We start from the raw sequence: 12,444 nt of genomic DNA, 5'->3' as shown, positions 1-12,444 counted from the left end.
ACCGACGGCTGCCCGTCCGGTCCGGACCAGCACATCGGTGCGGGTCAGAGGAACGGTCCGGACGGGCGCCGATCAGAAGGTGCAGCCGATCAGAAGGTGTAGAAGACCCGGTCCGCGTTGTCGGCCATCTGCTTGGCGTTCCACTCGGTGCCCCCGGGCACGTTGCCCGAGCGGAAGAGCGGCGGGGCGGCGCCCTCGCCGGCGAGCGCCGCGGCGGCCAGCCGGTCCACCGCGGAGGCGACCACGGCCTGCATCAGGGCGCTGGTGACGATGGTGGAGACCGGGCCGAAGGTGGTCTCGGCGCCGGGGTGGGTCAGCTCGCCGTCGCCGACCGCGATCTTGTTGTCCAGGACGACGTCGCAGTGGTCCTTGAGGTAGGTGCCGCTGGGGTGCGCCGAGGGGACCTCGCCGGGGTAGGCGAGCGAGGTCAGCCCGATCACCTTCAGCCCGCGCCCGCGGGCGTGCTGGGCCAGCTCGACGGGCATCATCTGGCGGCCGGAGAGCGAGATCAGGAACAGCACGTCCCCGCTGGTGGCGGGGGTGAGGTCCAGGGTGGTGGTGGCCAGTCCGGAGACCCGCTCCAGGGCGCTCGCCAGCGGCGCCGGCCGCACCGTGACCCCGGACATCCCGGGGACCTCCAGCAGGTTGATCGGGACCAGCCCGCCGGCCCGGTAGACCACGTCCTGGGCCGCCAGCGAGGAGTGGCCGGCGCCGAAGGTGAAGATTCTGCGCCCTTCGGCGATCGCGTCGGCCAGCAGGTCGGCGGCCGCCTCGATGTTCTCCGCCTCCTCGGTCCGGACCCGCTGGAGGTGGGCGATCGCGGCATCGAAATACCGGCCGACCAGCTCGCTCATCTGCTGCCTTCGCTCTCTGCCGGTGCGCGCTCCGGCCGGGTGGGGGCGGCCGTGACGGACCGGACCGCGGGTGGAGAAAGCTACGGCCAGCACCGTGCTGCTTGGCCGGTGCCGCTGTCAACAGGGACGAAAACCCACCCGCCGGGCCCTCGGGCGGGCCCGGTTGTCGGTGCGGTAGGTCAGAATTGGCGGTGAGGACACCGAGGAACGGAGCCAGCGGCGATGTCTGGGCTGATCGACACCACTGAGATGTACCTTCGCACCATCCTGGAGCTGGAGGAGGAGGGCATCACCCCGATGCGCGCCCGGATCGCCGAGCGCCTGGAGCAGAGCGGTCCCACGGTCAGCCAGACGGTCGGCCGGATGGAGCGCGACGGGCTGCTCCGGGTCGCGGGCGACCGCCACCTGGAGCTGACCGAGGAGGGGCGCCGGCTCGCGGTGCGGGTGATGCGCAAGCACCGCATCGCCGAGTGCCTGCTGGTCGACGTGATCGGCCTGGAGTGGGAGCAGGTGCACGAGGAGGCCTGCCGCTGGGAGCACGTGATGAGCGAGACGGTCGAGCGCAAGGTGCTCGCCATGCTCGGCCACCCGACCCAGTCCCCGTACGGCAACCCGATCCCGGGCCTGGACGAGCTGGGCGACGCCCGGGCCGAGGGCGAGGGCTTCGACGCCGGGCTCGTCCCGCTGGACACCGTGCGGCCGGGCGACGAGGGCGCCGACGTGGTGGTCCGCCGGATCGGTGAGCCGATCCAGACCGACGGCGACCTGATGCGCACGCTGCGCCGGGCCGGGGTCCGGCCGGGCTCCACGGTGCGGGTGAACGTCGGGGTCGTCGGGGTCCTGGTGGGCACCGGCGAGAACACGGCCGAGCTGGGCAAGGAGATCGCCGCGCACGTCTTCGTCGCGCAGGCCTGAGACACGGCTCGCGCCGCGCGCGCGAGAACGGCCGGAAGGGCCCGGTGCTCCCCGTGCACCGGGCCCTTCCGGCCTCCCCGTTCCCTCCCGTTCCGCGCCACCGGCCACCCCGAACCCGGCCGGTACCGCGACCCCGCCCATCCCTCCCGTCCCCTCCGGTTCCCCTCCGTCCCTCCCGCGTCCGCCTCGCCCGGCTTCCCCGTCCGAGCGCCCCTTCCGGCGACCCCCTCACATGGGGATTTCTGCCACTCGGCCGATCATGGCAATCCTTGAGCGTCGTCACTCGTACGAGGGGCTTTCGCCGTTGACCAGCGGGTACACCGAACCCTTATCCGCACATGCGTATGACGGGCCCGGCCTCCGGTGGGAGACAAGGCCCGTCACTCGCGCGCGGGGTCTCGCGCGGCGCACACCCCTCACCCGATCGGCGCAGGGCGGCAGTCCTCGGCAGGCTCGGCCGTTCGGCGGCGGGGGGTGCGGTCAGCGCAGCGCCGCGTGCTGGGTCTGCTGCGCCGAGGCCGACGGCGCCTCGCGTCCGCAGGCGTAGGCCAGCGGGTTGATCAGCTCGGCGGCGTCCGGCAGCCAGCGGTTGAGCGCGGAGGGTGAGCGGGCCCACTGGGCGAAGCCGGTCGGGCCGACCCGGGACGGCGGGGCCACCGTCCAGTCGCCCTCGCCCCGGGCCACCAGGTCCAGCCGGCCGGGCGGCCAGCCCAGCTTGCGGAGCATCTCCGGGAGCTTGGTCGCCACCCCGGGCAGCACCAGGAAGTGCAGCCGCCGCCCGGACCGGCCCTGCGCGGTCGGGACCACCGCCACCGGTCCGAGTTGCAGACCCATCCGCTCCATCCGGGCCAGCGCCAGGCAGCCGGCCACCTCCGGAACGTCCAGGACGTCGAAGGACCGGCCGGTCGGCAGCAGGATCGACGCCTCCGGGCGCTCCGTCCACCAGCGCCGCACCGCGCCCGGGCCGGCGCTCGCCTTGCGCGCCCAGTCCGAGTCGATCGGGTGGGCACCGGGCAGCGCGCAGCGCGGCTCGCCGCAGGAGCAGCGGGCGGGGCCGTCGCCGTCGATCAGCCAGGCGCCCGGGGCGACCTCCCAGTGACGGGTCTCGGCGTAGCTGACGGCTTCGATGAGCAGCGGGGGCAGTCCGGTGTCGGAGCCCTGGTCGGGGGAGTCGGGGATGTCTTCCACGGGCTGCTCAACTACCGTGCGTGAGGCGGGTTACGGTCGGCTGCGGGCCGGTCCGCCACGCGGTGCCAATTCACCCGTACCGGTGAGGCGGACCGTGCTTGAGCGCGCCGGGGGGAGGCGGGGTGGGCGCAGTGGGGGCGCACGGGAGCATTCTGCCGGGCGCGTGGGGGGTGGGGATCGTCACCGTGGGTATCCCGCTGGCGTTGCTGATCGCTAACCTGGTGTCAGTTTCCTTGAACGGTCGGACAGTCGGCAACTCGGCAACAGAGATCAGCAGAAAGCGTCGCCCGCCGGCCGCGTCCGGAGGGTGTGGGGAGGCGAAGCCCAATGGCCGCGAGACCACTTGTCGCACGACAGCCCAACGAGCGCCTGCAGCAGCTGATCCAGGAGGCCAGCTGCTCGAACGCCGGACTGGCACGCAGGGTCAACCTCTGCGGTGCCGAGCACGGTCTGGATCTGCGGTACGACAAGACCTCCGTCGCGCGCTGGCTCCGCGGCCAGCAACCGCGCGGACAGGCCCCGGCGGTGATCGCCGAGGCGCTCGGCCGCAAGCTGGGGCGCAGTGTGTCGGTCGAGGAGATCGGCATGGCGGACGGCAAGAACCTCAGCTCCGGCATCGGGCTGCAGTTCGCGCCGACGCTGGGCGCCGCGTTGGAACAGGTCTGTGAACTGTGGCGCAGTGACGTCGGCCGGCGGGACTTCCTGACCGGGGCGACGGTGGCGGCCTCCGCGCTGGTCGAGCCCAGCCGGGACTGGCTGATCACCCCGCCGGATCCGGTGGTGGCCCGGACCGGCGGCACCCGGGTCGGCCCGACCGACGTCGCGGCGGTGAAGGCGACCACCGCGATGCTGGTCGACCTGGACCACCGGTTCGGCAGCGGGCACGTCCGCCCGGTGGTGGTGCACTACCTCAACAGCGTGGTCTCCGGTCTGCTCGGCGGCTCCTACCGCGAGGAGACCGGGCGGCAGCTCTTCGCCGCCGTCGCGCGGCTGACCGAGCTGGCGGGCTACATGGCGGTGGACACCGGCCAGCCCGGCCTCGCCCAGCGGTACTACATCCAGGCGCTGCGCCTCGCCCAGGCCGCCGACGACCGCGGCTACGGCGGGTACGTGCTGGCGGCCTCGATGAGCCACCTGGCGGCGACCCTGGGCAACCCGCGGGAGATCGCCCAGCTCGCCCGGGCCGCCCAGGAGGGCGCCCGGACGGTGGCCACCCCCACCGCGATGGCGATGTTCTACGCGGCGGAGGCGCGCGGTCACGCGCTGCTCGGCGACGCCAGGGCCTGCGAGGCGGTGGCCGCCAGGGCGCTGGAGATGATGGAGAAGCGCCGCCCGGAGGACGATCCGGACTGGATCGTCCACTTCGACGACGCCTACCTCGCCGACGAGCTGGCCCACTGCCACCGGGACCTCGAACAGGCCGGCCCGGCCGAGCACTACGCCCGCCGGGCGCTCGACCTGCACCCGCCGACCCGGGTGCGGCGCCGCGCGGTGGACCTCGTCCTGCTGGCGACCGCGCAGCTCCAGCAGCGGGACGTCGAGCGGGCCTGCGAGACGGGGGCCCAGGCGGTCCGGCTGCTGAGTGGCCTGCGCTCCAACCGGGGCGTGGAGTACCTGGACGAGTTCCGCCGCCGGCTGGAGCCGTACCGGGAGCAGCGGGTGGTCCGCGAGTTCCAGGCCAGGGCGGAGGCGGAGGCCGCCTGACCGGGGGCCCGGCGGGGAGCGTGCGGGGACGGTGAGGGATGGACCGCCCACGTGGTCGGCCGGTTCGGTGAACCGGTAGCGTGGGCGCGACGTCCAAGGAACTGTGATGCTCCCAAGAACCGACGAGATGTGGTCCGCCGTCAGCGCGCGGTCGTGCACAGGTGAGGAATCGCGTTGAGCCAGCGCCGCTCGTACCCCAACTCCGGTGACTTCAACCTGGACGACCTGTTCCGCCCGGAGCCCGGTCAGCCACAGGGCCAGCAGCCGGCGCCGCAGCAGGGCCAGCAGCCGGTCCAGCAGCCGGTCCAGCAGCCGGGGGCGCACCCCGGCCAGCCGCAGGGGCAGCCGTACGGCGGGCAGCAGGCCGCGCCCTACCCGGGCGGGCCGGCCGGCCCGCACCCGGGGCAGGCGCCCGGGCAGCAGGCCGGGCAGCCGTCCGGGCACCCGGACTACCTCGGTGACAGCGCGCTGCCGACCCAGGCCATCCCGGCCCAGCCGGGCGGCGCAGCGTCGGCGTGGGGCGGCGCGCCGCAGCCCGGGCACCCGGCCGACCCGGCCCAGGCGACCCAGTACCTGCCGCCGTACCCGGGCGCGGACCCGCAGGCCGCGGGCGGCTGGCAGCCCGCGCAGCAGGGCTACGGCGACCGGCCCGCACCGGGCTTCCAGGGCTACCCGCCGGCCGGCGGGGACCACCCGGGCGAGGTCCAGACCTGGCGGGACGGCGGCCGGGGCGGCCGGGGCTCCGACAACAAGCTGATCATCGGTGGCGTGGTGGCGGGCTGCGTGGCGGCGGCCGTGCTGGTCGCGGTGGTGGTGAACGGCGGCGACGAGAAGTCCGGCGCGGAGAAGAAGGCCGCCCCCGCGGTCACCGGCAGCGGTACGACCGCCGCCACCGCCCAGGGCGCCGCCCCGACCACCGCCACCGTCAACCCGGAGGTCAAGGCGCAGGCCCAGGCGCTCTCCGACCTGCTCGGCACCGCCAACGACAGCCGGCAGGCGGTGATCGGCGCGGTCGCCTCGGTCCAGAAGTGCGAGAAGCTGCCCGAGTCGCAGCAGGCGCTGACCGCCGCGGCGGGCCAGCGGCGGGACCTGCAGAGCAAGCTGTCCGGGCTGAAGACGGACAAGCTGCCCGGCGGTCCGCAGCTGGTCGAGCAGCTGAACGCGGCGTGGGCGGCCTCGGCGACCGCGGACGACGAGTACGCGGCCTGGGCCGGGGACGCGCAGGGCGGCTGCGACCCGAAGAAGAACGACAACCAGCACTACAAGAACGCGGTCGCGGCGAGCGGCACCGCCACCACGGCCAAGAAGCAGGCGGCCGGGCTCTGGAACACCGTCGCCGGCCAGACCGCCCTGCCCACCCGCACCGACGGCGACCTCTGAGCCTCCGGGCGTTCCCCTGAACGACGAAGGGCCCGGCCGCTGTGCGGTCGGGCCCTCGCGGTACACCTCCGGCGGACGCGGCGGCTCAGGCCGGCGGCTTGCCCCCGGTGAGCACCCAGCGCACGTCGACGAAGCCGGGCCGCTGCAGCGTGAGCTGCCCGGCCTTGACCACCTGGAAGGTGACCCAGGTGTTCACCAGCCGCGGCGACTCGGTGCTCGGCAGCATGTTGGTGGTGGCCCAGTTCAACGGCGGGGTGAGCCCCACGTCGATCTGCTCCCCACCGTCCAGCAGGGTGGTCACGGTCTTGCTGGTGACCGCCCGCCCGGCGGCGGTCAGCCGCTCGGAGATCTGCCGGAACACCTCGTAGGCGACCCAGGTGGTCTGCACCCCGGGGTCGGCGGCGTCGATGGGCCGGCCCGTGCTGTCGGCGCGGATCACGGCCCGCAGCGAGTCCCAGATCCTGGCGGACTCCGGCGGGTACCAGCCGGTCACGAAGGCGCCGGCGAGCGGGCCGCTGTCGCCGCCGGTGGAGTCGACCACCGACTGCTGCACGCTGCCGATCACCGAGGCGATCCGGGTATTTTTCGCACCGGTCCGGCGGAAGGCGTCGAGCAGGTTGCCGGTCGGCTCGGCGCCCAGCGCGCTGGTGACGCAGTTGCCCGCCTGGTCGGCGCCGATCGCCTTGCGGACCACCGGGCTGTAGTCGCTGGACTTCTCCGGCGCCTTGACGTCCAGCAGCTTGATCCCGGCCGGCTTGAGCGCGTTGCCCAGGTAGCCGAGCAGGTTGTCGCCGGCCGGGGTGTCCGGGCGGATCACCGAGACGGCCTTGCAGCCGGCCTCCACCAGCTGACGGCCGCTGCCGCCGATCAGGGCGGGCATGCCGCCGCCCACCGGGTAGGACAGCGGGCTGCTGAACTCCGGCTGGGACAGACCGTAGCCGCCGATCAGCGGGATGCCGGCGCGCTCCAGGGCGGGCATGAAGTCGTCGCCGTACTGGCTGTAGGAGCCGAGCACCGCGACCGCCTTGGCGTCCACCGCCTGCTGCGCGCAGGCCCTGGCACCGTCGGAGGTGTTGTGCTCGTTGCAGGTGATCACCCGCAGCGGGCGGCCGTTGAGGCCGCCCTTGGCGTTGATGTCCCGGCCGATGGCCTCGGCCAGGGCCGTCATGCCGGGGCGGTCGGTCGAGCCGGTGCCGGACGGTGCCCAGGTCATGACGGTGAGCTCGCCGCTGCCGGTGGCGGCACCGGCCGGTCCGCCGCACGCGGAGGCCGAGAAGAGGGTGGGGAGCAGGGCCGCCGCGGTCGCGGCGGCGGCGATCGGGCGCCGGCGGCGCCGTCCCGCGATCGGGTGCACGGCCTGGGACGAGCCTCTTCGGCTGGTCATGGATCCTTCCCTCCCTGGGCGCTCGGCTGCGCCACCGGATCCAGCCAATCCCCGGCGCCGCAAGCCGAGAGGGCCGTAAAACCAACAACCGACAAACGGGTGCGGAACTCCAGGGGGGAACGCGTGTAGATCCGGAGTGGAGCACGAACGGTGGGGGAACGTACGATCCATCTCCATGTCCGCGAGCACAGAATCTTCGTATCGGTCTGCCCGAAACCCTTCTCGTCCGGGGCACCGCTCCAGCACGATGGGCGGCATGCCGCTCAACGACCTGCCCTGGTGGCGCTGGCGGGCCCGCCTCCGCTCGGCGCTGCACATGCTCTCCGACCCCGGATTCCAGCGGGAGGCCTGGCTGGCCGGCCGCGCCGGGTACGGCGACGTGACCGACGCCGTCTACCGCCTGGTCGAGGACACCTGGCTGGACCGCTGGTCCGCCGAGAAGTACGTCGGCACGATCTTCCGGGACTCCGCCGAGGCCACGCTGGTGGACGTCGCGGTGCTGCGGGTCGTGCAGATCCTGCACGAGGTCGGTGCGGACGCTCCGGCCGCCGTCTACCTGGAGCACCCCGGCTGGCCGGAGGCGGTCCGGGCGGCCCGCGAGGCGCACGTCCTGCTCGCGGCCAACGACGGCGATGACCCGGACGCCCCGCCGCGCTCGCTGGACATCCTGCGGATCCTGACCCAGGTCTGACCGGCCCGGTGACCGGGTGTCCGGACGTCCGGCGCCCGGTGCGGACCGGCCCGTCCCGCACTTCGGGCAGCCCGGCGGGGGGCGTCCCGGAGTGTGACACGCTGGAGCATTCACACCAGCACGAGCTCAGGACGGGATACCCCCACCGTGGAACAGCAGCCGGCCAGCGCCCAGTACGTCCTCACGCTGTCCTGCCCCGACAAGCAGGGCATCGTCCACGCGGTCTCCAGCTACCTCTTCATGACCGGGTGCAACATCATCGACAGCCAGCAGTTCGGTGACGGGGACAGCGGGCTGTTCTTCATGCGGGTGCACTTCTCCGCGGTCGAGCCGGTGACCGTCGACAAGCTGCGGGCCAGCTTCGCCGCGATCGGGGCCTCGTTCGGGATGGACTGGCAGATCCACCCGAGCGAGGAGAAGCTGCGGATCGTCCTCATGGTCAGCAAGTTCGGCCACTGCCTGAACGACCTGCTGTTCCGCACCCGGATCGGCGCGCTGCCGGTGGAGATCGCCGCGGTGGTCTCCAACCACACCGACTTCCGCGACCTCACCGAGGGCTACGGCATCCCGTTCCACCACATCCCGGTCACCCGGGAGACCAAGGCCGAGGCCGAGCAGCAGCTGCTGGACCTGGTCGCCAAGGAGAACGTCGAGCTGGTCGTGCTGGCCCGCTACATGCAGGTGCTGTCGGACCACCTCTGCACGGCGCTCTCCGGCAAGGTGATCAACATCCACCACTCCTTCCTGCCGAGCTTCAAGGGCGCCAAGCCGTACCACCAGGCGCACGTCCGGGGCGTGAAACTGATCGGCGCCACCGCGCACTACGTCACCGCCGACCTCGACGAGGGCCCGATCATCGAGCAGGAGGTGGCCCGGGTGACCCACGACACCACCCCGGACCAGCTGGTCGCGCTCGGCCGGGACGTCGAGTGCCAGGCGCTGGCCCGCGCGGTGAAGTGGCACAGCGAGCACCGGGTGCTGCTGAACGGCACCCGGACCGTGGTCTTCGCCTGAGCGGCTGAGGTCGGGGCGCCCTAAGGGCGGGACAGCAGCGGCGTCGCGCGCAGCACCTCGCGGATCGCGGCCCGGTCGCCGTGCTCGCCGACCGGCAGCCGGTCCGGGTCGCGGTGCGCGGCGGCCAGCTGGCAGAACTCCAGCCCGTCCAGCACCATCGTGGCCACCGGCTCGCCGCCGGGCGGACCGGCGTCCGGGCCGTCCAGCGGTATCAGCCACTCGCCGGCCGCCGGACCGTCGATCACCAGCCGGATCCGCCGGCCGCTCCGCCGCCCGTCGCCCGGCCCGGAGCGGTCCGCCCGCCCGTCGGCGGGGCCGAACGCCGCGCCGGCCGGCGCGGGGTGCTCGGCGAGCAGCCGGGCCAGGGCGAGCGGCAGCATCCGCACCGCCAGGTCGATCATCTGCCGCAGGTGCTGAGGGGTCGGCGGGTCGTACGGGTAGGCGACCGCGCGGGCGACGTCCTCGCCGTGCACGTAGCACTCGAAGGCCCGGTCGACGAAGGCGTCCCGGAGCGGGACGGTCGCGAAGCCGAAGTCCACCGGGGTGTTGCCCTGCGGGACGAGCGCGGCCGAGCGGACCAGTTCGTGGCAGTGCCGGCGCCACCGGGCGCGGACCCGCTGCGGCGGCTGGCCGGCCTGCTCGGCGGTGAGCCGGGCGGTGCGTTCGGCGATCCGGGCCCAGCGCGGGCCGGTCCCGGGCGGGCCGGTCTGCGGCGGCACCCGGGGAACCTTCGGGCCGAGGGCCTCCTGCGGCGGGACCCGGCGCGCGGCCCGCGGTCCGCCGTCGGGGACCGGGCCGCCCGGGACCGGGTCGGGCAGACCGAGGGCGACGGCCAGGTAGCCGTCCACGGCGGCGAGGTGGCAGAGCACCTCGGCCGGGCGGAGGTACTCGGTGCCGCCGTGCCAGGGGAGTTCGGCCACCTCCTGCCACTCCTCGGGGCCGAGGTCGCGCAGCAGGGCGTCGAGTTTGGCGGTCTCGGCGGTGTACGGCATGCCCCAGGCGGGCACCGGCAGGTCCGCCGGGCGGCGGGTCAGGCACCAGTCGAGCACCTGTTGGCGCAGTGCGCCGGGCTGGTCCAGCGGTTCCTCGACGGAGAGCCAGCCGGCCGCCTCGCGGAGTCGGCCGGCCTCCTCGGCGCACTGCGGGCAGCCGGCCAGGTGGAGTTCGAGGTCGGCGGCCTCGGTGGACGGGACGGCGCCGAGGGCCCAGGCGCCGAGCAGCGAGCGCAGCGCCTCGTGCCGCTCGTCGGTGATCGTCACGTCCCTCCGCCCTCCGTCCGTTGCCCGTCCTCCTCCACCCGCGGCCCGTCCGTGCTCCCGGCGCCAGCCGTACGATGCCAGCCCCACGGCTCGTCGGCCGTCGGGACGGGGCCTCGCTGCCGCTCGCGTTCCTGCTCCAACTCGGTGGACAGCAGGGCCAGGCCCAGCCGCATCCGCTGTTTGGCGGCCTGCTCGCTGATCCCGAGCCGACGGGCCGTCTCCCGGTAGGTGCGGCCGTCGTAGTAGGACTCCGCGATGGTCTCACGGAGGGGTTGCGGCAGCGCGGCGACCACGTACTGGACCCGGGCGGCGGTGGCCACCGTGCGGATCTCGTCCTCCTCGTCGGGGCCGGCGAAGCCCGTCTCCTCGGCCCGGCGGGCCCGCAGGCGGTCCACCGCGTGGCGGTGGGTCAGCGCGCCGAGCCAGGAGCGGAGCGAGCCGCAGGACGGGTCGAAGGATTCGGGGTGCTCCCAGACGTGGGCGAAGATCTCCCGGGTCAGCTGCGTCGCGGCGGTCTGGTCGGCCAGTATTCGGCCCGCCAACCCGTGCACCATCGGGGCGAGTTGGTCGTACAGCTCGCCGAGGGCGGTCTCCTCGCCGCGGGCCAGGCGCCGTTGCAGCTGCTCGTCCCGGCGCGGGGCGCCGTCGGTGCTGGCCACCGGTCACCACCCCTTCTGCCGGACCGACCGCTGACGCGTCCCACGCTATCCCGGGCGTTCGGGCGGCGGAGCGATTCGCGGAAGAACGGAGGCCGGTGCTTCGGATCGTCCGATCGTGGGATCTGCCGCCGATCCCGCGGTTGCGCTGTTCGAAGGTGGTTGGACATATGTCGCACGGGTGGTTCGCGAGTGGCGGGCGCGGCGCGAGGGGCGGACGGCGGTAGGTTCGCCTCGGCGTCCGGGGCCGGTCGGGCCGGGCCGGACGATCGCCGGTCCGAGGCTCGCCAGAGTGAGCGGGACAGTATGCCCTGCCCCGTCCCCCGATCGCTGGAATATGCCCGAAGCGCTTGCTGCGGTCGGCCCGCCGACCCATCCTGAGGCGTATTCGTGTCGCGGCCGGTGCGCGACGGACGAGGTGGCACGGGCGCGCCGTACCTGGCGTGACGTGCGGAGATCCGGCGAACGACGGCCCGGCGGACGGCGGCCCGGTGGGTGCCGGGGCCGACCGGGCGACCAGGGCGCGGTCGAGACGGTGCCGAACTGCGAGTGCGGGTGGTGGAGCGGTGCAGGTTCTTCAGGTGCAGCTGGCGGTGCAGGCGGACCCCGCCGAGGTCGGCCGGGCCCGCCGGTGGGTCCGCTCCCGGCTGCTCAACCACGGGGTGGACCCGGACGCGCCGATCGCCGAGACGGTGGTGCTGGTGGTCTCCGAACTGGTCACCAACGCCGTGGTGCACACCGGGTGTCCGGCCGTGCTGCGGCTCTGCTTCCCGCTCGGCGACTTCCCGGGCGCGGCTCAGGGCGGTTCACCAACCGGGTCCGGGTCCTCGGCCGGTGCCGCGTCCGGGTCCTCGGACGGTTCCGGCGGGGTGTGCGCGGCGGTGACGGCCGGTCCGCTGCGGGTCGAGGTCGCCGACGCCAGCCGGATCGCCCCCGCCCCCCGGCGCGCGGGCGCGGACGTCGACGCCACCAACGGACGCGGACTGGAGCTGGTCGAGCTGCTCTGCGACCGCTGGGGCTGGTACCCGGACGGCTCGGGCAAGCGGGTCTGGTGCGAGATCAGCCCGGACGCCCGGCCGGTGGACCCGCTGGCCGCCGTCGACTGGGCGGCCCTCGCGCAGTAGGCGTCCAGTGGTGACCCGTTGGCCGCCGTCGTGGGGCGCTGTCATGGGGCGTTGTCAGGCCCGGTGATCACCGGGCCGAAAGTTGACGCAACCATTCCGAATTTCTGACAACCCATTGACGTGACGTATCCGACTGATCACGCTTGGGTCCAGCTCTCCGTCGCGAGGGGACGCCGAGGGACACCCGAACGCCGCCGCGGTGCTGCTGTCCAGGGGGATCACGCCAGCAGGGGGGCCGCAGGCTGGGCCGGTCGAGCACCGGTTCCTCGGCGAGT

General features: G+C 74.0%; 11 protein-coding genes. 6 read left to right on the top strand and 5 right to left on the bottom strand.

The genetic code is table 11. From position 1 onward, the window contains the following. Positions 1–89: 89 nt before the first annotated feature. Complete coding sequence (locus ACFP3U_RS11515) at positions 90–854, bottom strand: sugar isomerase domain-containing protein (RefSeq protein WP_380225275.1); 765 nt, start codon at positions 852–854, stop codon at positions 90–92. A gap of 222 nt (positions 855–1,076) precedes the next feature. Here ACFP3U_RS11515 and ACFP3U_RS11510 point away from each other — a divergent pair, with 222 nt between their 5' ends. Beyond that, positions 1,077–1,769, top strand: coding sequence for a metal-dependent transcriptional regulator (locus tag ACFP3U_RS11510; RefSeq protein ID WP_380225274.1), 693 nt, complete (start codon positions 1,077–1,079; stop codon positions 1,767–1,769). Between the two features lie 480 nt (positions 1,770–2,249). Here ACFP3U_RS11510 and ACFP3U_RS11505 read toward each other — a convergent pair whose 3' ends face one another. Further along, entirely contained in the window at positions 2,250–2,948 is a 699-nt protein-coding gene (locus ACFP3U_RS11505) for a bifunctional DNA primase/polymerase (protein WP_380225383.1), read from the bottom strand. 336 nt (positions 2,949–3,284) lie between these two features. Here ACFP3U_RS11505 and ACFP3U_RS11500 point away from each other — a divergent pair, with 336 nt between their 5' ends. Further along, positions 3,285–4,661 (top strand): tetratricopeptide repeat protein, encoded by a 1,377-nt coding sequence (locus ACFP3U_RS11500; RefSeq protein WP_380225272.1) that lies wholly within the window; start codon positions 3,285–3,287, stop codon positions 4,659–4,661. 174 nt (positions 4,662–4,835) lie between these two features. Further along, entirely contained in the window at positions 4,836–6,041 is a 1,206-nt protein-coding gene (locus ACFP3U_RS11495; RefSeq protein ID WP_380225271.1) for a hypothetical protein, read from the top strand. A gap of 85 nt (positions 6,042–6,126) precedes the next feature. Here ACFP3U_RS11495 and ACFP3U_RS11490 read toward each other — a convergent pair whose 3' ends face one another. Beyond that, positions 6,127–7,425 carry an ABC transporter substrate-binding protein gene (locus ACFP3U_RS11490; protein ID WP_380225269.1) on the bottom strand — a complete coding sequence of 433 codons (1,299 nt, stop codon included), beginning with the start codon at positions 7,423–7,425 and terminating at the stop codon, positions 6,127–6,129. Between the two features lie 256 nt (positions 7,426–7,681). On the opposite strand from ACFP3U_RS11490, the gene ACFP3U_RS11485 reads away from it, so the two are divergent. Continuing rightward, positions 7,682–8,116, top strand: a complete 435-nt coding sequence (locus ACFP3U_RS11485) for an SCO4402 family protein (RefSeq protein WP_417466412.1) — start codon at positions 7,682–7,684, stop codon at positions 8,114–8,116. Between the two features lie 147 nt (positions 8,117–8,263). Beyond that, positions 8,264–9,130 (top strand): formyltetrahydrofolate deformylase, encoded by an 867-nt coding sequence (gene purU / locus ACFP3U_RS11480; RefSeq protein WP_380225267.1) that lies wholly within the window; start codon positions 8,264–8,266, stop codon positions 9,128–9,130. 20 nt (positions 9,131–9,150) lie between these two features. On the opposite strand, the gene ACFP3U_RS11475 is transcribed toward purU, so the two are convergent. Both ACFP3U_RS11475 and ACFP3U_RS11470 read right to left on the bottom strand, forming a co-directional pair. After that, positions 9,151–10,389 (bottom strand): zf-HC2 domain-containing protein, encoded by a 1,239-nt coding sequence (locus ACFP3U_RS11475; RefSeq protein WP_380225265.1) that lies wholly within the window; start codon positions 10,387–10,389, stop codon positions 9,151–9,153. Beyond that, positions 10,386–11,048: a sigma-70 family RNA polymerase sigma factor gene (locus ACFP3U_RS11470; protein ID WP_380225264.1), complete on the bottom strand. Its 663-nt coding sequence runs from the start codon at positions 11,046–11,048 to the stop codon at positions 10,386–10,388. The genes ACFP3U_RS11475 and ACFP3U_RS11470 overlap by 4 nt, the downstream gene beginning before the upstream one ends. A 563-nt stretch (positions 11,049–11,611) precedes the next feature. On the opposite strand from ACFP3U_RS11470, the gene ACFP3U_RS11465 reads away from it, so the two are divergent. Continuing rightward, a complete protein-coding gene (locus ACFP3U_RS11465) occupies positions 11,612–12,169 on the top strand; it encodes an ATP-binding protein (RefSeq protein ID WP_380225263.1) in 558 nt (185 codons plus the stop codon). Positions 12,170–12,444: the final 275 nt, after the last annotated feature.

The organism is Kitasatospora misakiensis, assembly GCF_042656005.1.
Lineage (GTDB): Bacteria > Actinomycetota > Actinomycetes > Streptomycetales > Streptomycetaceae > Kitasatospora > Kitasatospora misakiensis.
Note: the sequence above shows the minus strand (reverse complement) of the source record. Positions and strands in the feature narration are given on the sequence as shown.

Excerpts from the sequence above, each read along its gene's own strand:
- ACFP3U_RS11515 (WP_380225275.1), bottom strand. The coding sequence starts at position 854 with ATGAGCGAGCTGGTCGGCCGGTATTTCGATGCCGCGATCGCCCACCTC.
- ACFP3U_RS11510 (WP_380225274.1), top strand. The coding sequence starts at position 1,077 with ATGTCTGGGCTGATCGACACCACTGAGATGTACCTTCGCACCATCCTG.
- ACFP3U_RS11500 (WP_380225272.1), top strand. The coding sequence starts at position 3,285 with ATGGCCGCGAGACCACTTGTCGCACGACAGCCCAACGAGCGCCTGCAG.
- ACFP3U_RS11490 (WP_380225269.1), bottom strand. The coding sequence starts at position 7,425 with ATGACCAGCCGAAGAGGCTCGTCCCAGGCCGTGCACCCGATCGCGGGA.
- ACFP3U_RS11485 (WP_417466412.1), top strand. The coding sequence starts at position 7,682 with ATGCCGCTCAACGACCTGCCCTGGTGGCGCTGGCGGGCCCGCCTCCGC.